Below are 20,518 nucleotides of genomic sequence, written 5' to 3'. Positions count from 1 at the left end.
ATGGCCTCATAATAACATATTAAAGATTGAATGAGAAATACGGTGTTGGGCTTTCCGTTTCATAAGTACTTTCAGAAGATATCGTTAACGAAGGACCACCTGGAATTGTTACTGTAGGAGCTACATTAAGTGAACGCACTTTATGTTTATAATATCCATGAATCCCAACTGTTACATCACTAGTGTTCCCTTTTTGCCCTCCATAACTCATGTAGCCTCTAATATTATTTACTTGATAATTAAGAGATGTAGTTGGGAGTTTGAATGTAATTGCTGTCCCACCCGGATTTACAACTACTGAGTCACTAGCAATTGGGTATTCAGGATATGATTTTCCGTTTATTATTGCATCATGCTTTGCAGTGAAAGTAACATCACTCTGCGTCCCAGACTGAACTAGTTGTGGACCATGAGCAAGTGCCATGATATCAATACCTCTTTGAGAAGGATTCTTTACCCATTCAAATCTTAAATTTAACTGATATTTATTTGTACCTAATTTATAAGTCTCCATAGTATATTTCATGTATCCATCACTTGTTGTATAGGATACATTTTTAGAGGTTGCTTGTGGGTTAATTAAATTTGCTGAATTCTCCTCAGCCTCGTTGGATTCTGCAATCTCTCTGTAAAAATCTTCTTTGCTCATAGAGACAAGTTTTTCAGTTCCTGCAATTGGAGTAGGCAGAGTTGTAGAGTCTGTAATCGACGATGAGTAATTATTTTCAGTGTTAGTTGATACAATTTGCTTTACATAATGAGTTGTCGCATCAACTAATGTACCATTTGCATATTTTGCTACTTCTTCTGGTGTTAAAAGATCATCAATTTCGCTTTGTGTCCACCCAGATTGAAGAAGAACAGAATTACCATCATTAACTGAAGCATTAATGTCTGACGCTGAAACAACACTGCTAGCTGAAAATAGTAGTAAACTACTTAAAGATAATGCCAACAATTTACTGAATTTTTTTTTCATGGAATAACCTCCGTATAATGTATAATATTTTCATGACATTTCCAATATATTATAATATAGGGAAGTATGCAAAGTTAATAATACCACCTAATTCTTTCTTGTATATTCAAATAAACGGAAAATATTAGTTAATACTATTTATTTCTCAAGAATACTACCATTTCATACCACACCTGTTGATTGACCAAAATAAGGTGATTAAAATTTATAAAAGGTGATCTCTTTCGTCGGTGCCTCAGTCGGCTTTTCGCCGATTGGGCCATCATAGATCGTTCGATTGTTTCAATGACGTGAATCGTTTGCTCTTTCTGTTTTTCCATCACATTTTCTTCTTTCAGAAGCAATTAAACAAGGTCTGTAAACATGGTAGACAAGGCTTTTGCATATATGGACATTAATATATAAAAAAAACCTAAGAGGAATGCTCTTCCTAAGGTCCGATACTTGGGTGAAAAATACTCTCTATTAGCGAATTTCACACTCACTAAACCAATTATTTTTATGTTTAGAGTGTTGTAGATATGTCCTCAGCCTAAACCATAGATATGTTGTTATTTAGATGGAAGTTGCCTTCCACATACTACTTATAGATTGTATTTCATTTTAATTCTTTCATATAACTTAAAATCCGAATTTCTATTTACAATCTCTCCAATTAACGCTTTCCATTTATTTTCAATCCACTTAGGACTCTGTTCTTTCAGAATATCCTCGTTAAATTGACTATCAATATACTCCAAATCTTGCTTAAGCACTCCTATATCCTTAATAAGTTGATTTCTCGACTCTTTTTCTAGCGATATCTTATTCGATAAAATTTCACCTATGATTTCTACTCTTATATACGTATACATATCTCTAAACACATTATAGATTAAATTGGTTGATGATAATTGATCTTCCCTAAAGTCGGAATTCAGAAAGACGAATGATTCTTCACCCACTTTCAAAGATACTGCCAGATTTCCTAATGTGTATATGACTGTTTCCTTCGAAGAATTGTCCTCTAAGCCTTTTATCACATAATCTAAATTCTGAATTGATTCTTTTATACCAATTTGAGTTCCATGATTTAGTTTAACCGTGTAATCAACTTTTTGATTGTCTTTGTACGCTTTGAATTGATAGTTGAAGTACATGCTTATTATCAATCCAACCATCAGTATGATTATTGCTATATTTTTTCTCATTGAATCACCTCGTAATCATGTAATTGAATTCATATAATATCTGATTTTTGTATTTCACAAATACAACATCTCCCATCTACTAGTCCTGAACTACGTATATAATAACCCATATTGTTACATTTAAGAAGGTAAATTGGCAATAAGGGATATTTATTAGTTTTCTCAAACCCTTATCCATACGGATCCAATAGGCTTTGAATACACTGAATATATGCAGGGTTTTATGGGATTCATCTTTACCTAAGCCTGCACTACTGATCAATTTGTCCTGATGAATAACAGTAGACGATTGAACCAGCAGATATTACGTCTGGGGATATCTCTTTCCCCAAACATATACCGATATTCTTTTTGCCGGCTATAGAATGATTAATTTGAGTAGAAACAACTCCAAACACTTGCTCTTCCCCGTCCGTTTTTTTTATGATAATCTGGTCACCGATCATCTCTTTGATTATTGAAGGAAGGAGTTCATCCAACTCTTCGTTAGCCCCCATAACGATAGTCCCAAATTCAGGTGTATCAAAGACTAAACCTAATATTTAACTTGGACGCGTACAAAAAAAAGCAGCCCTAATTGGGTTGCTTTTTAAACTAAAATGCAACATTTCTGGTTATCATTACGTTGATTTAGGTAACAAGTACCAAGGAGAGGATTGTCATAAAAGTAAAGACATTGTATTTCATTCTCAGTGTTGTAGCGTTATTTTTACTATCAGCTTGCGCAGATGGTGTTACTGGCTCTAGTCAGCAGAATGAACTAGGTGAACCTTATCGTGTGGCGTTGGAGGAATTAATTTCAACAGATACGGCTCTTAATGAAAACATGGAGTATATCTCATTGGATTTCGATAAAGGACTTCCATTAAAGGATTCTGATAAGAAAAGCATTGAGGATTACCTTCACAGCAAATATAACGTAAAAATTTATAACCTAACCTATGAAGAATTGATTGAAGAAGGACTATCTGAACAGTCTGAAAGCACGCTTAAAGGGATTTTACTGAAAATTGAAAAGCAGGAGAAGCAATCAGATAATAACATTGCCATAGAGGTCAGTAAGTATCGTGCCAATGAGGGGGCGCTCTCTGCAAAAATAACATTAACCTATGAGGAAGGTAAATGGAAAGTTGCTACTCATACTCCTACAAGGGAAAGTTAAAGGAAATAATTTCTTTTACCAGTGAGAGTCCTAGGAAAAGTTTATTACGACAATTATGGAAGTAGCCCTTTAGGGCTTTTTTTGTCCGTATTTTCTGGAGTATATACCATCCCTAAAGGAATACAAAAAAGGATCGTTAACATTTCTGCAACGATCCCTATTGTCATCCGTTAGTTGTAAACCGCAGTTGATCACGTTGATTCTTTGAGCATTAAGCTAACGTTTCCCGTTAGCGTAATGTTCTGTACTTCTACCTATGATACGGATCACCGTAATGAATCAAAACATAAAGTATCTTTTGATCACAAGATATACATATCAATATAAACAAAATCCCACTCCATGGCCGAGTGGGATTTTGAATAGAACTTTTCTTTTGTGGAACTATCGTTCCGCTAAATCAAGGGAGAGTAGTATTTCTAACATACTTCATTCCAACTCTAAAATTGATTCGCCACTAATTATCGTACCATTATTCTTACCCTCACAGATTTCTTTCATCGAACCTGGTTTATCGAAGTTAAACACATGCATTGGCAAATTGTAGTCTCTTGCCAAAATGAAAGCTGATTGGTCCATTACCTTTAAGTTGTGTTCTAAAACGTCGTTGTAATGAAGCGAACGAAATTTCTTTGCATTTTTATCAAATTTAGGGTCTGCATTAAGAACACCATCAACACCTTGCTTTGCAACTAATAAAGCGTCACAATTAACCTCGATGGCTCTTTGTACTGAAGGATAGTCTGTTGTAACGTAAGGTTGACCGTTCCCCCCTGCAAAAATTACAATATAGCCTTTTTCTAGATGGTGGATTGCTCTTAGACGGATGTATGGTTCTGCAACTGAAGTAATAGGTATTGCCGTCATTACTCGTACTTCCTTTTTGGTCTTGGCTTTAAGAACTCCACGAAGCATTAAACTATTTACTACAGTCGCAAGCGTCCCAATGTTATCAGCTTCTGCCCTTTCTATCCCCCAGCTTTCCGCCATATTACCTCTGAAAATGTTACCCCCACCTATAACTAACGATACTTCAACGCCTAAATTTATTTTGACATAATTTCATCCGCAATATGGTCTAACCTTTCTGGCTCAAAACCAAATTCAGAGTTTCCTGCTACTGCTCCACCACTTAGCTTAACGAGAACCCTTTTGTACCTTGACAATTATTACACCCCCATAAAATAAAAACACTAAAGCAATAAATGCTTTAGTGTCCTAATGGAATGGAAATATGAAATTACGCAAGTCGACTGAATGTAAGTCTTCCGTTTCCACCTCATACCCCCACCCCTTCCATGTTTTTCCGTTAAGTAATTTTACATTACGTGAGGCTAAATTGCAATTACCGTCAATATTAAATCTGCAAGCAATTTCAATAAGTTATAGAATGATTTACGATGAGCCGTATCAAAGAGCTACCTTGCCGCTATACTGCCCTTTAGCTTAATGAGGAACTCATCATCCTAATATAATTTTCCTGTTCTCTACTTTCTGTAAAGGTATACCTTTACAAACAACAAAAAAATCATAACCCCTCAAGCCAACAACGCCTGTTCAATCTGATCCACAATGCCATTAATGCCTGTCGGTCCATAACAGCCGATCCATGTTGCGGCATCAACCGAGTGTATGTGCTGGCGCTTACTCGCATCGAGCATCCCCCAGACACGCTGCTCTGTTGCGGATATTTCCTCCTGCATCATTTCATTGCTAAGCAAAAAATAGTGGCTGGCATGTACAGCCGGTAGTCTGTCAACGGAAATATGATAGGCTGTGTCGGAGGTATCTGCGACAAATAAAGGAACAGGCAGACCCAGATCACGGTACAACACAGCACCTGTACGATGCACGGCAGAATGTACACGAACGAGAGAATCCAGTGGACGGATCAGTGCCACACTCTTGCCTGCCAGTACGGGAGCAAGTTCTTCGGACAGTAATGCGGTTCGTCGGTGATAATCCGCGATAATCTGCTTGGCCTCTGCTCGCTTGCCTGTCAATTCACCGAACACGCTCAGAATGGTCTGCCAGCTCTCATTACGCTTAAACATGAGCACTGGAGCGACCCGGCTTAGCCGTTCAACGTGCTGATCATGCACCTCGGTGCAAATAATCAGATCCGGAGATAGTCGCTCCACCGCAAGCAGATCAGGGTATTCATACGTGCCCAGCAATTCGGTATGCTGAAGTCCTGCCCGGAGCGATTGAGGGAACGTTAACACTGCACTTCCCACTCCTACACTTCCTGTTGGAGGCAACCCAAGCGCAAGCAGGTGATCGGCATATTGTACATCGAGTACAGCGATACGCTGTGGTAATTCGGTGACAAGATATTCCCCTCGCATATGGCATATCACAGGCCCTTGGGCCGACTCATACGAAGAAGATGTACGATTCCGCAGCAAGGAATGAGCATAGTCTGTATCCGTTCTCGAAGCGGCCGCAAGCCGGTAATGCAGCGGTGGGACCCCATAATATTTCTTAAACGCCCTGCTGAAATAATACATGTCGCGATAGCCCATTTTATCAGCAATTTCGCCGATAGAAACATCCGTATGACGCAGCATTCGCGAGGCACTCTCCATGCGCAGATGAATGACGTATTCCATTGGTCCGAGCTCTTTCTCCTGTTTGAATCGTCGCTGCAGCTGTCTTACACTGCAACCGGCAAGGGCTGCCAGCTCTTTAAGCTCCAGATTCTGACGATAATGCGATGATATATATGACACGACAACATCCACCATGTCGGATTCTGCTCCGCCTTGACCACATTCAAACTCCATGATCAGTTCGTAGATCATCACCTGGAGCAACGCATTGGCGTGAAAACGTTCCAGCCCTTCGCCACGACGCCATTTGGCAACGATTTTTTCCGCATTCTCGATCCATTCCGCTTGGGTCAACGGATTCTGAACAAACGTAGTTTGCAGCGGGTGTTTACGATACGAAGGCACAACAAGAGAGGCTCCCTCCATGGAAGAAGCTTTGTACATGATCACCATATAATGAATGTCCTCTGATCTGGCCGTCAGCGTGAAGGTTGTGCCCTTAACCACATGACCAGCAAAAGAAGCTCCAATGTGGCATAGCTCACCATTCATTGCAAGCTCCCCTTCCCCTCCGCATGCCAGCAGCAACACATTTGAATCTAATTCTGTTTCGCTAAGAACACTGCCTGTCTGCAAAGTACCGCTATACCCGTCAAGCATCTTGATCGTCGTATCACTCCATAGACTTGTCTGTTCTTGCAGCAGCATTTCTCTCATCTCCTGACAATAGCATCCTTTACTATATTGAATCACCTGATTAGGCTTAAATCATAAATATACAAACAGGCCCATAGCAAAGGTAAAATTGTTGCTGCTGTCATTTTAATTGAGATTTATTCTCATTGTCAATTTTCGGACATTTTCTGCAATATTCCCCTGACATCTGATAGTAAAAACAACAGGTGATCCGCTCGCTTTTCGCAACGGGAACATTGTCCTTACAATCGGTGAAACGGGTCAACGGATTCTTTCTCACACCGAATACTTGCCCGGACGCCACTTGTGTCAGATATGAAAAGTCTGCCTGGATGTGCTCACTTTCCCACTCTGCCTCTTCAGCTTCAAGCTTATACAGTGGCCCAATGCGTACCATGATATTCTCCCAGAGGATACTCATTGAAAGTGGAGCAATGGCAGCAAGCATCTTTAACAGCGGTGTAAGCTGTACCGCAAACATCTCCTCGACCACCTTTTCCCGCCACGCTGCCCTGTCTCCCATTAGTCCTTCTGCCTGAAGCCCGTTCACCGATAGAAAAGGAAATCGCGTCCTCCCTTCATGATCTGAGAGCGTCGGATGATAGAGAAAGCTGTTCTCCAACTGAAAGGTAACATGCTGATGATGAAAAGTCATCGCGGTCACCAGCGGAGCCGTCCACAGATAACCAAGTCGCTTGGCTAACATCGAAGCGGCAACCTTCATGTCAGGGGCATCGATGTACTCCTGAAACCAGCTGATATACTCTCGGCATGCCGCTTCGTCATGCAGTTCACTTAGAGCAATGGTACGGACACTATGTTCAGGCGGCTCACCAAGCAAAATCGAATGATCCTCCGCGGTCTCTTTCCATAAGTCTGTCGAGAGATAATGGGTCATATTAATTCGATCCGAGCAGAGCTTCCGATGCCTGATCTACAATAAGATTAATCGCAAGAGGTCCGTAATAAGCGATCCATAGTGTCGAATTCACATCATATGCACGGTTATCTTTCACTGCGTCAAGGGATTTCCATACTTGATTGCTCGCCATAGCCTCTGCCTCTGCGGCAAACAGCTCATCCGACAGTACAAAATAACGATCTGCCCCAATCTCAGGAACCTTCTCCATCGAGATTTCAACGGAGGTATCATCTTTGATCTCCTGAACGAGCGCAGGCATGTTCAAGCCCAAATCCTGATACAGAATGCCGCCTGTGCGGTGCTCGATGCCATGGACACGGATACCTTCTTTACGCGGACGAATCAGAGCGACTGTCTCATCCCCCATTTTCTCTGTCAGCTGTGCCTTCAGTCCAGCGACTTTCTCCTCATAAGCCTGACGCACCGTCTCTGCCTCGTCCTGCTTGTCTGTAATCTTAGCGACTGTGGCTAACGTATCACGCCAATCTTCGTAGAAGTCGAGTACAAGGGTAGGTGCAATTTTGCTTACACTCTCATACTGTTTCTCCTGGAAATCTGTCATGATGATCAGATCCGGGTCCAACGCTACAATCGCTTCCAGATTGGGCTCGTCCCGTGTACCCAGAACTTGTACGTCACTCGGCTGGTCGCCTAAGTATTCTGGAAAATTCGTATTGCCTCCAGCGATAACACTGCCAGCCGGCTTCTCGCCAACAGCTAACATTTGATCCAGAAATTTGACATCAAGCACCGCAACTTTATTTGGTTTTTCGTTTAGCGTCAGCTCACCCTTCATGTGTTTAATCGTTACAGGGAAAGCTCCGGCAGTCTGAGATTCTGCATTCGAGGGTGTCTCCGTTGGCGTTGCCGCAGGTTCCTTGCCGCTATCTGTACCTGCTCCGGCACCGCAAGCCGTCAGTACAAGAATAAGGGCCAGCATCCAGCCCACTAATAGTCGTGATTTGTGGGCAGCATATGCCTTGCTTCCGGCTGCTTGCCTCTCTGTTCCTTGATTCATGATGAATCCCCCTTATGTATAATACTGATAATGATTTTCATTATCGAAACATAAAGAGAGTATAAACGATCTCCGCATCGCGTTACCATGTACTTTTGCGACATTTGAGCCGGACTAATGCGACATCACCAGCCGCTTATCCGCCCTTTAATTTCTCAGCGATATACGCTTGCAGTCGGTAAATGTCTGAAAGAAGCTCTTCTTCCTCCGGCGTATTTCCATACTCCCCTAGCCAGCGCGGTGTGCGGATATGCCATTCGTTAGACAGGTATTGCTGTTTATCTCGGTACTCTATAATATGCTCTAAGAAATACTTCAACGAGCCGAAGGATTGCTTATGACTATCGTTGATGATGGATTGTGTTTTCTCGATGATTGCCTGTAACATGTGTTGGATATGATCTTCTGGACTCATAGAGTTCTCCCCCTTTCAATTGTGCAAAAAAAGAAAGGCCCTCCTTCTTCCCATGGGGAATCAGACAACCTTCCAATGCTTTTGGATTTTTCCAATGATAATCTTTAATCGTTTAATTTACTAATCTCCTTCAGTCTCTTCTACTTAATTTCTTAAATGCCGAGTATTTCTGCTCGGAATTCATATAACTTAATATCTTTTCCGCACATTCAGCTGAGCTAAGCTCTTCCGTATTAACTTCAAGATCATATTCATCATAGACATAGACGCTGTCGAACTGGGAATGGGCGAGTCCAATCGCACGATCTCCTCTGCTCTGCTCTCTTCTGGTGAGTTCTTCTTTCGAGCAGTGTACACCTACAAACAATATCGGATAATCCGAAAGCAGATCATAAAAACCGTTAAACCACTTGTCATTGCTGATGACCGTATCCACGATGACATTCAAACCCATTTCCGAAAACAGTTTGATGGTTGCATAGTACAACGAGATGATGGGGTCGAACAGGATATCTGTCATCACATGGGGTTCCACTTCTCTTGTTGGTTTCATATCTGGGTATGTATTGTCGATAAACTGATCATAATTTTGGGCAAATTGATCTACAGACAGATGATGAAACGGAACCTCTCCCTGATTTTTCAATTCCATCGCGATGCTCGTCTTCCCCGAACTTGACGTTCCGTTCAAAAATATAATGAGTCCTTGCTCCACATTAATCACCCTTATCTATAAAATTGGCAGTACCTTTCAGATCACGTTGTTGTTTTACTGAGTCCGAGCTGGCCTGTAAGTCACTTAATTGTGCTCATACCATGGTGTTCTAACTGACAACGAACATCCTCCCTATTACTTCGTATCCTTTTAAGAAGTTCGGTCAAAACAATCGTAGCGGTTATTAACGTCTGCCAATGAATAGCTTATTTTGAGTCCAATGAAGATTATAGCCATAACGGTATAGTTCAAAGTAAGGATACAGGCAGTCTTCCGCCTCCTGTAAATCTTGATAGCGGGGCCATTGTAAATAATAGGCTACCCAATAATCGCAAGCTATGGAATAGAATGCTTCGTTCAATAGCTCGATATTTTCGCTGTAATCGCTACGTGAACGGATGAGCTCTCCGAGCGCTTCGTAAACGACCTCGCTATCTTCTTCATCCGTTCCTTGAATCAGTCTTTGCTCTAACTTGCCAATTTCACCCGGCGGCAATACGACGACCTCCTTTACACATGCCAAAGCCCGGATTGCTTCCTTCGCTGAGTCCGCCTCTTCATCTTTCTCGGGCACCATGGAGAACAGGCTCTTCAATCTTTTAATTAGCTCCTCCCCCAGACCACGCAACGTTCCTTCGGAAGCATCCTCATTTCCACCGTTGAAATAACCTGGCACATATTCGCCGGCGAAGTCCTCAGGATTCAACATCTCATAGATCGGACGTATTCTATCCAAAAAACGTTGGCCGTCCGGAATCGGCTCAAACACACGTTCCACACCTGTTCCAGATGGCATGAACCCTTGAAAAAAACCGTAGAGATGATCTGCTTCGACCTCCATATCATCATCTGGTTCTATTTCTTCTCCGCTCAATGCTAACAAATAGCGCCCATACTCCTGTTGATCCATTTGTACCATTCCCTCTCTCTGTTCAACCAAGTTACCACTCTCTCCATTCTTCCGTAATCTTGATCCTTATCTGCTCTAACCCCAATGGTTCCTCTCTGAACTTAGTTTTATTGTTTGTATGTTTAATAGTCTTGTACAATTAATTTACAATTATCTTCAGATATATGTATAGTCGAAATAAAGTAAAATTCTAAAATGAAAACAGCCGGGCCGAGGGGCGAATACCCTGAAGCATGAATATATTGTTATGAGATGTCATCGACTCCATGGAAATACAATCAATTTTTTAATTAGTTTTAGTTAACCTTGCTAATACTCCGTCAATGTTATCCCATTCATAAATTAATTCATTAAGGACTTTTCCTCCAATTTTTATTTGAACTGATTTACACAAGTGAGCACCATAATACTCATAAAAATAGCGAGCCTTGTTATCCTCTAGAACATTAACAAATATCTTCTGATAACCCAATGAACTGAATCGAAAAAACATACTTTTAAGTAATTCCTTCCCTAATCCTATCCCTTGATATTCCTTAAGTATGTAAATCGAAGTCAAATCACCTGAGTCGGGTACCGTATTTGTCTCTCTCTCTTCCAACAATCTGCAAATCCCATGATTTCCCCTTTTGTGTTCTCTGCTAATATCACAAAATTGTCTATTTTCCCGATATTTTCAATCCATAATTCAGTTCTTTGTTTATATGATAGATTGGTTAAGAATTCCTCTGGAATAATACCCTTGTATGTAGTTCTCCAACTATCCACATGAACTTTTGCAATTCCTTCAGCGTCATTAATCGTAGCTTCTCTGATCTGCAACATAATCATCCCCTAATTTTTTTTAGTTGAACTAATTTGTTATAAAAGTATAGAAACAAATTGCAACATACAATTACTGATTTATATTATTTAGAGTGATTCCTTATAACGTTCTTGTATTCATGGCATCCGACAAAGTCAGATGTGTCCGGCAGATTCTGCTTAACTGAATTACCTCTGGCCGGTACCAAGGGCGTCAGCCCGCAGCATGAATCCTCTGTTATCACAAGTTGTTGTTTTCTTCGGATTGCTTAATAGCAGGTTGTAAATATATCATGATTTCTTCTGCATTTATAATTACTTGATTTCCTACCGAGGCTACTCCTCTTCCCACTACAAATCCACGCTTGTTTTTAATGATCTCATAGTATAAATCTATCCGATCTCCCGAAAATGCTTGACCAATCACTTCAATCCCTTTAAGTGAAGAAAGAAATCCTACACCATTCTCTTCTGAAATGACTGCAAAAGCACCTAACTGAGCCAAAGCCTCTATTATCAATGTACTAGGAATAACAGCATTCCGTTCATTCATATACCACTCATTATTTGAAACATTTTTATATCCCTTAGCCCATTTGTTTTTTTCGACTTCCAGTACTTTATCAATTAACAAAAATGGATACCTATGAGGCAGAATATCTTGAATATTAATCATTTAAGAGACTCCTTTTTTATAAATTGCAATAATTTCAGATAACGTCTTTTCTACGAATTCGCTTAATGTTCCCATATATATTATTAGACGAAGAGAGGGCTAATCCTCCATCTCCTACAGGTTGCTTCTTATGAGTCGGTCCAGAGGCTATAAACTAACGTTCCATCTGCCCGCGAGCCTCATTATTATGCAGAATGCATTGGTACGCAAAAAGGCAGCTTCTGCTTTACACAGCGCTGCCTATTTGCTTATTAACTTTTTTCCAACGGACTTATCAATCATTACCTACATAAAAATCCCCTTACGTTTAATCAAATCCAGCATCCCATCTCTGCCTTGGTCCGTCCTAACATTGGGGTTCCGCATCGCTGGAGCTTAATTCATACAAATGATGTTCAACCTTTTATACCGCTAAATGTAATGCCGCTAATAAACGTCTTTTGAAGAAAAAAGAACAAAACAATAATAGGTAATGTCATCAAGGTGGATACGGCCATTAATAGACCCCATTCGGATCCCTTTTGGCTCTGAAATTGCTGCAATCCGAGCGAAACCGTGTAAGATGGTTCATTGGTTAAATAGAGCAAGGGGCCCATGAAATCAGTCCAGCTCCCCATAAATTGAAACAATGCCACGGCTAAAACGGCGGATTTGGCTAGTGGAAACATGATCTGTAAATATATGCGGAACTCACTAGCGCCGTCTAAGCGGGCCGCTTCGCGCAGGGCATCAGGCAGTCCCATGAAAAACTGCCGCAACAGAAAAATGTAAATTGGCACTCCAAAAAATTGGGGTACAATCAGGGGAAGAGATGTTCCTACCCAACCTAATTTAGTAAACAACAGGAATAGAGGAATCATCGTCACCTGTCCGGGAATCATCATAACAGCGAGGGTAACAAAGAAAAGTATACCTCTCCCACGGTACTCTAACTTGGCAAAACTATATGCAACCAAGGGACAGGATATGATCACACCAAGCGTACTAACGATGGTTATAATCGCCGTGTTTTTCAGATATGTCCAGAAAGGGATATACTCAACGGCACGGGAATAATTACTCCACAAAAATGGATGCGGAATCCACTCTGGTGGGAATGTAAAGATTTGTGTGAGTGGTTTAAGAGAAGTCGAAAGCAGCCAAATGAACGGGATCATGAAAAATGCAGAAGCAACAATTAGACATAAATAGGCTAACGCACGATTGATTCTTTTGATAGCGATAGGATTCATCCCTTACTTCCTCCTCCTTATTTCCCTTGATAATGAACCCAGCGTTTAGACGTAATAAAAATAATTCCGGTTAATGCCATTACTATAATAAATAAGATCCAGGCCATTGCGGAGGCATAACCCATTTTGAAATACCTGAATCCGTTCTCATATAAGTACATGACGTAAAAAGTCATGGAATTTGCAGGAGTTCCTTGCCCTTTGGTCAACGTATAGGGAAGAGTAAACTGTTGGAATGCACCGATCATTCCCATGACAAGGTTATAGAAAATAACGGGAGTGAGCAAAGGCAGGGTTACCCTTCTCGTTTTCTGAAACCAGTTAGCTCCATCGATTTGTGCTGCTTCATAGTACTCATCAGGGATGTCTCCTAATCCAGCAAGGTAGATGACGACGGCTTGCCCAATACCCCAAAGCGACATCAAGATGAGCGAAGGCTTGGACCACGACTCACCACCAAGCCAAGAAGGCCCATCGATACCGATATTCGCTAACATCCCGTTCACCAATCCGAAGTTTGGATGTAACAACCACATCCACAGAACAGCCAAAGCCACTTGTGGAACAAGTGTAGGCAAGAAAAAGATCGTTCTGAATATAGCCATCCCCTTGACCTTCATATTCAACATCATAGCGAGTGCCACACCGAAAAATATACTTAATGGAACAAAAAATACGGTGAAATAGATCGTGTTGTATATGGATTTCCAAAACAAAGGATCATGAAATAGATCTATATAATTACTCATTCCGACAAATTCACCAGGCTGCAGAATACTGTAAGTAGTGAAGCTGAAGTAGATGGACATTAGCATCGGAATTGCATAAAAGCATAGCAGCCCTATAGCCCAAGGTGAAGCAAACAACCACCCAATTACGTTAGTTCTGCGGAGTGCTCGTTTCCTTGCCGATGGAATTGCGTTTACTTGAACTGAATCGGCTAGTTTCGCCATGTGCATTCTCCTTCCAATTGTCATTCATTAATAGGCAAGGAGAGAGTTCGCTCCCTGCCTACCGAGCACCCTATTTGTCGTATTTTTCTAAAGCCTTATTAACAGTCTCTGTTACTCTATCCAGGTTCTCTTTCGGAGTACCGTTACCGCGGGTAGCCTTTTCCGTAGCGGAAGCTAACTCATTCCACAACAGCTGTCCTTCAGGAATAACAGGGCGGTTGTGTGAATTGGGCAAAATATTAATAAATTCCTTCATAATCGGATCGTCCTTGTAACCGTATTTGTCGTTAACCGAATCGATAACGGAAATTTGAGAGTCAGCGTTTAATAACGTTTGCCCCTCTTCTTTCCCTAAGAATTCGAGGAATTTCCAAGCAGCAGCGACGTTCTTGGCGCCTTTAGGGATAATAGCGGACCCGCCTCCCGACCATGTCGTAAAATTAGTACCTGTTGGGGTCGGTATTGGTGCAACACCGTAATTTAAATCCGGCTTAAATTTTTCGATACCCTTCACCGTAAAGTTTCCAGTTATCTTCATGCTGATTTGACCGGAAATGAACGGATCCATTTCCTCCGTGCCAGCTGCGCTTGTGAATCCGGCAATATCCTCGACATTGTATTTTTTGCCGAAGTCGGTCATCCATTGTAGCGCTTCAACGACTTTAGGATCATTTGCGGTAATTTTGCCGGTGGCAGCGTCCTTGAATTCTCCTCCAAATGCCCATCCCCAAGTATACAGCCAGCCTTGCGAATACCATGGGATGAACCCGATCCGTTTGAAACGTTTACCTTCCTTGATGGTTAACTTTTCGGCGGCCGCTTCAAGCTCGGCGATCGTTTGTGGTGGTTTGTTGGGATCCAGCCCTACTTCTTTGAAATGATCCTTATTGTAAAATAGCAGGCGAGAGTCCGTATCCATCGGCATTGCATAAAGCTTTCCTTGATAACTGGACTCCTCCCAAGCAAATGGATAATACATTTCCTTACGAATTCCGGATTCTGCTGCCATCGAGGATAAGTCAGTCAGAGAACCTTGCGCAGCCCAAGTACCGACCTTAAACCGGTCGAAAAGTGCAACGTCAGGAGGATTGCCGCCTGCGACTGCAGTCAGCAGCTTCTGATCGGATCCCTCGCTGGATTCTGTATAAACTAATTTCATTTTGATGGTAGGGTTTTTCTCCTCAAATGCCTTCACGACTTTATTCATATTATCTAAATCAATTGAGGTAAGACCATGCCACATCGTAACCGTTGTTTTCCCCTCTCCGGCCTGATCGCCTGAGCCTTCCTTCGTTGAGCAAGCGGTTAGAAGAAGTAACATAGCCAGAAAGTAAGCAAGAATTGGAAACGCGAATTTTTTGGATCTCCTCATTCAAAGTCCCCCTTAAGTTAAATGAATTAGCTTAACTTGAATTCCTATAGAATCCACTTCATTTTCTGATAAATTCATAATTTATGTAAGCGCTAACAATATTGATGATATGAATCATTAAAAACAGAAAATGATGAACGAAGTGAATTGGTTATAGAAACCCACTAGTTATACTAAGTATATTAATATGACATTACGAAGCATGTCAATTGCAATATTACGACATAAATGTTCATGCCTGTATGGCTATAATTAGATATAAATAGACGCTTCGAGGTTCGTTAATCTCCGGTCTCCAAACCAATTCTCTGATGTGAAACAAGCTTTACCATAAGAAAAATGTCTAGCGACATACTTCACAGAAGACAGCCTCGTCTAGAAGAAGTTTTTCTTGCGATATCAGGAAGGTCCTTTGCTTCGAAGTTTATATTTCTGATATCAAAAAAAAGTGCCGATAAGCCCCTGGGGGCTTCTCGACACTTTGAACAATATCCTTGCTTTTGTTGAGCTGCGCTTGTATTAACCCTACCTGTTATTTTTCACGACCATACGATGTTCAATAATGTTCAGCTCGGGAACTGCTGTTCCATGCAACTGAGAGATTAGCATATCCACTGCCAATTCACCCATCTGCTTCTCATCCTGCTTAATATGAGTGAAGATGGGCTGACCCAGGTGATCGTTCAGGGAGTCGAAACAAACAATCTCGAATTCCTCCAGAGATTTCCCCATCGAGTTGATGACCTGAGCCAGCATGGTAGCTATTAGAAATTCCGACGCGACAAACGCCTTTACATCAGGGTGTTGTTTCAAAAAATGCTTTACTGTTTCTTTATCACTTTCAATCGCTGTTCCGTTTATGTTCATGGGAAGGGTGCCCTTCAAGTTCGTCAATACATAATCTTTGTTCAAGTTCATTCCTTCTTGGGTGAAGGCCAACGTATATCCGAGCAGCCTTTCCTCCAATGTTGAAGTGTTCTCTTCCGGCGGAGATAAAAAGGCAATTTTTTTATGACCTTTGCTAATTAGATGACGCGTAAGATCCATGGCTGCTTTCTTATTGTCTGTGTATACCGAACAAACCGGAATTCCTTTTAGATATCTATCGACCAAAACAATTGGAAACCGATCTAATACAAGTCGAAGCAGCTCCGAATTATAGTGTTGACCATGAATGGGGGTCACGATTAATCCTTTGATGCCCAAACCAATAAATAAGTCGATCGCGCGTTTTTCCTCATCCCGATCCCCGCAAGTTCGCTTGATAATGAGTTGATAATTATGCTCAGCACTCCGCTTTTCCATCGATCTAAGAAGTTGTAGGCCAAATTCGTCAGAGAAATTGGGTATAATAAACCCGATTAACCGCTTGTCATCCTCAGGAACCAAGGTCGTTCTTACCTCTGAATATTGCTTCGGTTCTTGTCCTCCAATTATACCATCGGCCACAAATGAACCTTTTCCTTGCATTCGTTTGATAACCCCAGAATCCGCCAATTTCTCCAGAGCCTTTTTAGATGTAATACGACTGACGCCAAATTTTTCAGCCAACTCTTTTTCAGAAGAGACTCGGTCTCCTTCTTTTAATCGACCTTCTTTAATCTCTTGTACAATATAGATATATATCTGCTCGTATAAATGCAATTCCACAAAACCACCCTGACATCATAATATTAGTATACTAAGTATATTACACAAGAAGTAATTCGCAAAGTTACTCAGATTACCGACGAACTTCTGTGGCATGGAGTTTTCCAAGTCTACTATGTCAGCGGAATGGATCTCATTACTTGTGTTACCTGAAGGAACAAACACGCAATCTCAATATTCTCCATCATCACTAATATCTCCAAATAAAATTCTATGTATTTGGTCTTTTGATAAAATACCCACTTCTAATTCAGAAAGATACATTTTAGAATCCCCTTTCAGAATTATGTGGAACATCTAGCAACAGGACGTTGCGGTTGAATCACTTACAAGTCTTTGGAGCCGATCTGTCGTATAACGTTCTTGTATTCACGACGTCGATCCCCCTTAGATAGCTCTTATCTTAGGGGGATCGATGTGTCTGCCTGTTTAATTCTCTTTGAAAATGCTTCTGACTGACCCAGGGCCGAATGGCCCTAAGCATGAATATGGTCTTATGTGATGCTTCGGACTTCATTGAATAACTCTCGAAATCTTCCTATATCTGTACAGTCATTACCAATCTTCAAGTTCTGAAAGTAATACACCTTTTTTGGTAAGTTTAAGACTATTATTGCTTGTAAAACCTTCAATACTCTGAATCTGCTTATTGATAAATGAGAATTCAAAGATCTTTGTAAAATCTCCATTCAGAGTAAAATGAACTTTACTTTCTTCTGGAACAAATATAAGTGAAAATTGGGTTGGATAATCCCCACTTTGCTGAGCAGTATCCTTAAGCAAGTTAACGCCTGTTGCGATATTAAATGTTTCTTTGTTATTTGTAATGACTTCGTAGGCCTTTATATATCTATCATTTCCTGGACCTTTAACATTCTTATATTCATTATCGGAATTATCCGATACAGGAAAATTAGTTAGTACCATGAAGTCACTATCGGAAGAGTTAATATCAATGTTCTTTCTTCCAGGCTCAACAATAAATGTCTTCCTATTTCTCCCGGCTATCAAACTGTGGACACTATGACTCGGGACATTAACAATTACGTTATTGGTTAAATATTCACTTAATTGAGATAACTCAATCCGCCCTGAAAGAATTTCATCAAACAATTTCATAATATGTACGCAATTCTTTCCACGTCTATATTTGCCTTCTTCAATTGGATCGACCATTAATAAGTTCATGAATGTACCACTACTATTCAAACCGAATGCTGGATAAAATTGTCCATCATCATTCTGAAGAACTAATAGTTGATCTTCACCAATCAAAACAATTTTGATTGGTCTTCGAGAAATGTCGAAGTTCATACCAATAAATGTCTTGTCTAAATGAACAGCGAAACTAGTACACATTTAGGTAATCTCCTTTATTAATTTTTTTTTCGTCTTTCCAAAGTTTCACATAACGTCTTTGTATTCACGATGGGAGCCGGCCTTAGATAGCTCCTATCTCAGGTCGGCTCGTGTGTCGTCCGATTATCTACCACAATTATACATCGGACGACTAAGGGGCGTAAGCCCCGCAGCATGGATATAATGTTATCTGAAGGATCGGCCTTTATCGAATTCTAGTACCAGTGATTGCTATTATTTGTTGAATAATTCCCGCTGTATTATTGGGGTCCTTAATGATAATCTCCAATACTTCCAAAAAGCTTGATGCACTTCTAAATATAGCTTTGCTTCTTTGGGTGCGTATAACACGATCTTTCAGTAAATCATTGGGTAAATCAAAATAAACAATAATACTTTTAAATCCTTTATTATGAAAATATCGGAGAACTTTTGCTCTTCCTGAGTTATTCAAATTAGAGTTACTTAAGATAATGTGGCAATTGCTTTGCTCCGTAGCATAGTTAACAATTGCGTCAGTTACAGAGAATTTTAAAGTGTTCGGACCTTCTATAGGACGAAGTTTCTTGTAATGCTCATTAATAAATTCAGCATGATTATCTTGAATTCTCTCCTATTTCTATTATGGTTTTTGCCGATCTTTCAGATAACGTTCTCGTATTCGCGACGTCCATTTCCCTTAGATAGTTCCTATCTTAGGGGAACGGATGTATCTGCCTGACTCCTCTTCTTCGAAAAAACTGCTGGCAGATCAAGAGCCAACGGCCACAACGCGAATATCGTCCCCTTACAATTATGCACCATCACCTGTAATTTGCTCTTTACCATTGTTCATAATATATTTGATTCAAATCAAAATATCTTACATAATTGTCCAATCATTCTCTTTGTGTCCAACATATCTTGGAGATATCAAACAAGAGGAGTTGATATTTTGGTACGTATTCTCGATAAAGCTGCCGTACAGCCGCGCCGTAGATTCAACTTAGCAAACTCATTTATTATCCGACGTTCACCAGCAAGATCTCGCCTTGCAACAATCACTTTACGGATTCCAGTCAATTCTCAACCTAATCGGGTAGATTTAGTAGCAACTGTGGGTGTTCGAGGTGTCACTGGCATTGCGCAAATACTCTTTAGAATCTTCCGCGATGGAAGAGAGATTTTCAACACCCAACAAGGTATCGAATCTGCTGGTTCTGAACAAAATTATGCAGTTACGTTCCAGGCGGAAGATAGAAATGTAATAGCAGGTGCCCATGTTTACACAGTCACAGCAGAAAACCTTACTGCAAATACAAGAGCCGATGTTGTTGGGCCTATATCGTTTAGTGGGTTAGCCGTTAAAACAAGAACCTAATACCATATTTACAATTCTCAGAACTTGAATGATATAGCTATAAAAAATTCAATTTAGAGGGAATAGTTACTCTAAGATGGAAAAAGACAGAAAAGTAATAAGCAGTTCGTTCCTTGTCAAAGGATGGGCTGCTTTTGCTCATTTCCACTAAGCATAACTGCCCGTTAGTTTAATTCATCAATTAATTTCTTGCGCTGATTTCGTATAACGTTTGGCATTCCTGACGAAACGACCCAGCCTTAGATAGCTCTTATCTTAGGCTGGGTCGTTTGTTGACTGAGCTTCTTCCATCCATGATTATACATCTGGCAACCTAGGGGCGGTAGCCCCGATGCGTGAATAAGGTTTTATAGGATGACGCCGCTTCCTCGAGTTACTCTCACATCATCTTTATTATAAATCCTATCTTCTCTCCTTTCTTAAATCCGCAGCTCTCATAAAAACTATGAGTTCCTTCCATTCTAGAACTTGTCATTAACATGACTTTATAACAATCATTCTCCCTAGCGAATTCGACAGCTTTCTGAAGTACTAATCGCCCGTAACCGTTTTT

Annotated in this window: 20 protein-coding genes and 2 pseudogenes; 2 read left to right on the top strand and 20 right to left on the bottom strand. The window is 40.7% G+C overall.

Annotated features, from left to right (window positions below; translation table 11 throughout):
* Nucleotides 1–19: 19 nt before the first annotated feature.
* The 3 genes from AMS66_RS07800 to AMS66_RS07785 all read right to left on the bottom strand — a co-directional run bounded on the left by AMS66_RS07800 (nt 20) and on the right by AMS66_RS07785 (nt 2,666).
* Complete coding sequence (locus AMS66_RS07800) at nt 20–979, bottom strand: hypothetical protein (protein WP_053780253.1); 960 nt, start codon at nt 977–979, stop codon at nt 20–22.
* Nucleotides 980–1,563: 584 nt separating this feature from the next.
* On the bottom strand, nt 1,564–2,169 hold the full coding sequence (locus tag AMS66_RS07790; protein ID WP_053780251.1) for a hypothetical protein: 606 nt from the start codon (nt 2,167–2,169) through the stop codon (nt 1,564–1,566).
* A gap of 251 nt (nt 2,170–2,420) precedes the next feature.
* Complete coding sequence (locus AMS66_RS07785) at nt 2,421–2,666, bottom strand: hypothetical protein (protein ID WP_053780250.1); 246 nt, start codon at nt 2,664–2,666, stop codon at nt 2,421–2,423.
* 179 nt (nt 2,667–2,845) lie between these two features.
* On the opposite strand from AMS66_RS07785, the gene AMS66_RS07780 reads away from it, so the two are divergent.
* Nucleotides 2,846–3,331, top strand: coding sequence for a hypothetical protein (locus AMS66_RS07780; protein ID WP_053780249.1), 486 nt, complete (start codon nt 2,846–2,848; stop codon nt 3,329–3,331).
* Between the two features lie 429 nt (nt 3,332–3,760).
* On the opposite strand, the pseudogene pyrH reads toward AMS66_RS07780, so the two are convergent.
* From pyrH to AMS66_RS31660, 16 genes and pseudogenes are all read right to left on the bottom strand, one after another.
* A pseudogene (gene pyrH / locus AMS66_RS07775) lies at nt 3,761–4,497 on the bottom strand (UMP kinase).
* Nucleotides 4,498–4,869: 372 nt separating this feature from the next.
* Entirely contained in the window at nt 4,870–6,591 is a 1,722-nt protein-coding gene (locus tag AMS66_RS07770) for a helix-turn-helix domain-containing protein (protein WP_053780248.1), read from the bottom strand.
* Nucleotides 6,592–6,700: 109 nt separating this feature from the next.
* Complete coding sequence (locus AMS66_RS07765) at nt 6,701–7,477, bottom strand: (2Fe-2S)-binding protein (protein ID WP_053780247.1); 777 nt, start codon at nt 7,475–7,477, stop codon at nt 6,701–6,703.
* Nucleotide 7,478: 1 nt separating this feature from the next.
* On the bottom strand, nt 7,479–8,519 hold the full coding sequence (locus AMS66_RS07760) for an ABC transporter substrate-binding protein (RefSeq protein ID WP_053780246.1): 1,041 nt from the start codon (nt 8,517–8,519) through the stop codon (nt 7,479–7,481).
* A 136-nt stretch (nt 8,520–8,655) separates the two neighbouring features.
* Entirely contained in the window at nt 8,656–8,934 is a 279-nt protein-coding gene (locus tag AMS66_RS07755) for a hypothetical protein (RefSeq protein ID WP_053780245.1), read from the bottom strand.
* A 130-nt stretch (nt 8,935–9,064) separates the two neighbouring features.
* Nucleotides 9,065–9,649, bottom strand: coding sequence for a chloramphenicol phosphotransferase CPT family protein (locus AMS66_RS07750; RefSeq protein ID WP_053780244.1), 585 nt, complete (start codon nt 9,647–9,649; stop codon nt 9,065–9,067).
* 184 nt (nt 9,650–9,833) lie between these two features.
* Nucleotides 9,834–10,559, bottom strand: a complete 726-nt coding sequence (locus AMS66_RS07745; protein WP_082350629.1) for a hypothetical protein — start codon at nt 10,557–10,559, stop codon at nt 9,834–9,836.
* Between the two features lie 286 nt (nt 10,560–10,845).
* On the bottom strand, nt 10,846–11,118 hold the full coding sequence (locus AMS66_RS34525) for a GNAT family N-acetyltransferase (protein WP_330219306.1): 273 nt from the start codon (nt 11,116–11,118) through the stop codon (nt 10,846–10,848).
* Complete coding sequence (locus AMS66_RS34520) at nt 11,115–11,384, bottom strand: hypothetical protein (protein WP_330219300.1); 270 nt, start codon at nt 11,382–11,384, stop codon at nt 11,115–11,117. The genes AMS66_RS34525 and AMS66_RS34520 overlap by 4 nt, the downstream gene beginning before the upstream one ends.
* Before the next feature lie 220 nt (nt 11,385–11,604).
* Nucleotides 11,605–12,039 carry a hotdog family protein gene (locus AMS66_RS07735; RefSeq protein ID WP_053780242.1) on the bottom strand — a complete coding sequence of 145 codons (435 nt, stop codon included), beginning with the start codon at nt 12,037–12,039 and terminating at the stop codon, nt 11,605–11,607.
* Nucleotides 12,040–12,434: 395 nt separating this feature from the next.
* Nucleotides 12,435–13,271 carry a carbohydrate ABC transporter permease gene (locus AMS66_RS07730; protein ID WP_053780241.1) on the bottom strand — a complete coding sequence of 279 codons (837 nt, stop codon included), beginning with the start codon at nt 13,269–13,271 and terminating at the stop codon, nt 12,435–12,437.
* Between the two features lie 17 nt (nt 13,272–13,288).
* Nucleotides 13,289–14,224 carry a carbohydrate ABC transporter permease gene (locus AMS66_RS07725; protein ID WP_053780240.1) on the bottom strand — a complete coding sequence of 312 codons (936 nt, stop codon included), beginning with the start codon at nt 14,222–14,224 and terminating at the stop codon, nt 13,289–13,291.
* Nucleotides 14,225–14,294: 70 nt separating this feature from the next.
* Complete coding sequence (locus AMS66_RS07720; protein WP_236703269.1) at nt 14,295–15,431, bottom strand: ABC transporter substrate-binding protein; 1,137 nt, start codon at nt 15,429–15,431, stop codon at nt 14,295–14,297.
* A gap of 690 nt (nt 15,432–16,121) precedes the next feature.
* Nucleotides 16,122–17,246, bottom strand: a complete 1,125-nt coding sequence (locus tag AMS66_RS07715) for a GntR family transcriptional regulator (protein ID WP_053780238.1) — start codon at nt 17,244–17,246, stop codon at nt 16,122–16,124.
* 555 nt (nt 17,247–17,801) lie between these two features.
* Entirely contained in the window at nt 17,802–18,605 is an 804-nt protein-coding gene (locus AMS66_RS07710; RefSeq protein ID WP_053780237.1) for an isoprenoid biosynthesis enzyme family protein, read from the bottom strand.
* Between the two features lie 205 nt (nt 18,606–18,810).
* Nucleotides 18,811–19,059 carry an ATP-binding protein gene (locus AMS66_RS31660; protein WP_407944530.1) on the bottom strand — a complete coding sequence of 83 codons (249 nt, stop codon included), beginning with the start codon at nt 19,057–19,059 and terminating at the stop codon, nt 18,811–18,813.
* 480 nt (nt 19,060–19,539) lie between these two features.
* Between AMS66_RS31660 and AMS66_RS07705 the strand changes: the two genes are divergently transcribed.
* Nucleotides 19,540–19,965 (top strand): hypothetical protein, encoded by a 426-nt coding sequence (locus AMS66_RS07705; protein ID WP_053780236.1) that lies wholly within the window; start codon nt 19,540–19,542, stop codon nt 19,963–19,965.
* Between the two features lie 379 nt (nt 19,966–20,344).
* Here AMS66_RS07705 and AMS66_RS31655 read toward each other — a convergent pair.
* Nucleotides 20,345–20,512 (bottom strand): annotated as a pseudogene (locus AMS66_RS31655) (GNAT family N-acetyltransferase); the annotation flags it as partial.
* Between the last annotated feature and the right edge of the window lie 6 nt (nt 20,513–20,518).

Source organism: Paenibacillus xylanivorans, assembly GCF_001280595.1.
Classification (GTDB): domain Bacteria; phylum Bacillota; class Bacilli; order Paenibacillales; family Paenibacillaceae; genus Paenibacillus; species Paenibacillus xylanivorans.
Note: the sequence above shows the minus strand (reverse complement) of the source record. Positions and strands in the feature narration are given on the sequence as shown.

What these genes read in the sequence shown, in the direction of transcription:
- AMS66_RS07735 (WP_053780242.1), bottom strand. Translation starts at nt 12,039, where the DNA reads ATGATTAATATTCAAGATATTCTGCCTCATAGGTATCCATTTTTGTTA.
- AMS66_RS07760 (WP_053780246.1), bottom strand. Translation starts at nt 8,519, where the DNA reads ATGAATCAAGGAACAGAGAGGCAAGCAGCCGGAAGCAAGGCATATGCT.
- AMS66_RS07725 (WP_053780240.1), bottom strand. Translation starts at nt 14,224, where the DNA reads ATGGCGAAACTAGCCGATTCAGTTCAAGTAAACGCAATTCCATCGGCA.
- AMS66_RS07755 (WP_053780245.1), bottom strand. Translation starts at nt 8,934, where the DNA reads ATGAGTCCAGAAGATCATATCCAACACATGTTACAGGCAATCATCGAG.
- AMS66_RS07765 (WP_053780247.1), bottom strand. Translation starts at nt 7,477, where the DNA reads ATGACCCATTATCTCTCGACAGACTTATGGAAAGAGACCGCGGAGGAT.
- AMS66_RS07790 (WP_053780251.1), bottom strand. Translation starts at nt 2,169, where the DNA reads ATGAGAAAAAATATAGCAATAATCATACTGATGGTTGGATTGATAATA.
- AMS66_RS07720 (WP_236703269.1), bottom strand. Translation starts at nt 15,431, where the DNA reads ATGAATAAAGTCGTGAAGGCATTTGAGGAGAAAAACCCTACCATCAAA.
- AMS66_RS07730 (WP_053780241.1), bottom strand. Translation starts at nt 13,271, where the DNA reads ATGAATCCTATCGCTATCAAAAGAATCAATCGTGCGTTAGCCTATTTA.
- AMS66_RS07710 (WP_053780237.1), bottom strand. Translation starts at nt 18,605, where the DNA reads ATGTGTACTAGTTTCGCTGTTCATTTAGACAAGACATTTATTGGTATG.
- AMS66_RS07770 (WP_053780248.1), bottom strand. Translation starts at nt 6,591, where the DNA reads ATGCTGCTGCAAGAACAGACAAGTCTATGGAGTGATACGACGATCAAG.
- AMS66_RS07745 (WP_082350629.1), bottom strand. Translation starts at nt 10,559, where the DNA reads ATGGATCAACAGGAGTATGGGCGCTATTTGTTAGCATTGAGCGGAGAA.
- AMS66_RS07800 (WP_053780253.1), bottom strand. Translation starts at nt 979, where the DNA reads ATGAAAAAAAAATTCAGTAAATTGTTGGCATTATCTTTAAGTAGTTTA.
- AMS66_RS34520 (WP_330219300.1), bottom strand. Translation starts at nt 11,384, where the DNA reads ATGTTGCAGATCAGAGAAGCTACGATTAATGACGCTGAAGGAATTGCA.
- AMS66_RS07785 (WP_053780250.1), bottom strand. Translation starts at nt 2,666, where the DNA reads ATGGGGGCTAACGAAGAGTTGGATGAACTCCTTCCTTCAATAATCAAA.